Annotated in this window: 1 pseudogene; it reads right to left on the reverse strand. The window is 66.5% G+C overall.

Features of this window, described 5'->3' with window-relative positions:
- Window positions 1-534 (reverse strand): annotated as a pseudogene (locus C7B16_RS24360) (collagen-like protein); the annotation flags it as partial.

Here is a 534-nt window from a genome sequence, read left to right on the forward strand (position 1 = left end):
CCCCCGAGTAATTCGTCGTGTAATACGCTGCAAGAACAAAAGAACCGACGCCAAACAACCCGCTGTCAGAACTTCCCGCCGGACCCTGCGGACCTGCAGGACCTGTGGCTCCGGTATCGCCTTTCGGCCCCTGCGGACCTGCCGGACCGGTGGCTCCGGTATCTCCTTTCGGTCCCTGTGGGCCTGCCGGGCCTGTGGCTCCGGTATCCCCTTTCGGTCCCTGTGGGCCTGCCGGGCCTGTGGCTCCGGTATCCCCTTTCGGTCCCTGTGGGCCTGCCGGGCCTGTGGCTCCGGTATCCCCTTTCGGCCCCTGTGGGCCTGCCGGACCTGCCGGACCTGCGGCTCCCGTATCCCCTTTTGGCCCCTGTGGGCCGCCAGGGTCGCCCCGCTCACCTTTCGGACCTGCGGGGCCTGTATCACCTTTGTCACCCTTAGCGCCGGTTTCTCCCTTCGGCCCCTGTGCACCGGTGTCTCCCTTATCACCCTTTGGCCCCTGCTCCCCCTTCTCGCCTTTATCTCCCTTTGGCCCCTGTG

This window comes from Escherichia sp. 20412-1 (assembly GCF_003027595.1).
Taxonomy (GTDB): domain Bacteria; phylum Pseudomonadota; class Gammaproteobacteria; order Enterobacterales; family Enterobacteriaceae; genus Escherichia; species Escherichia marmotae.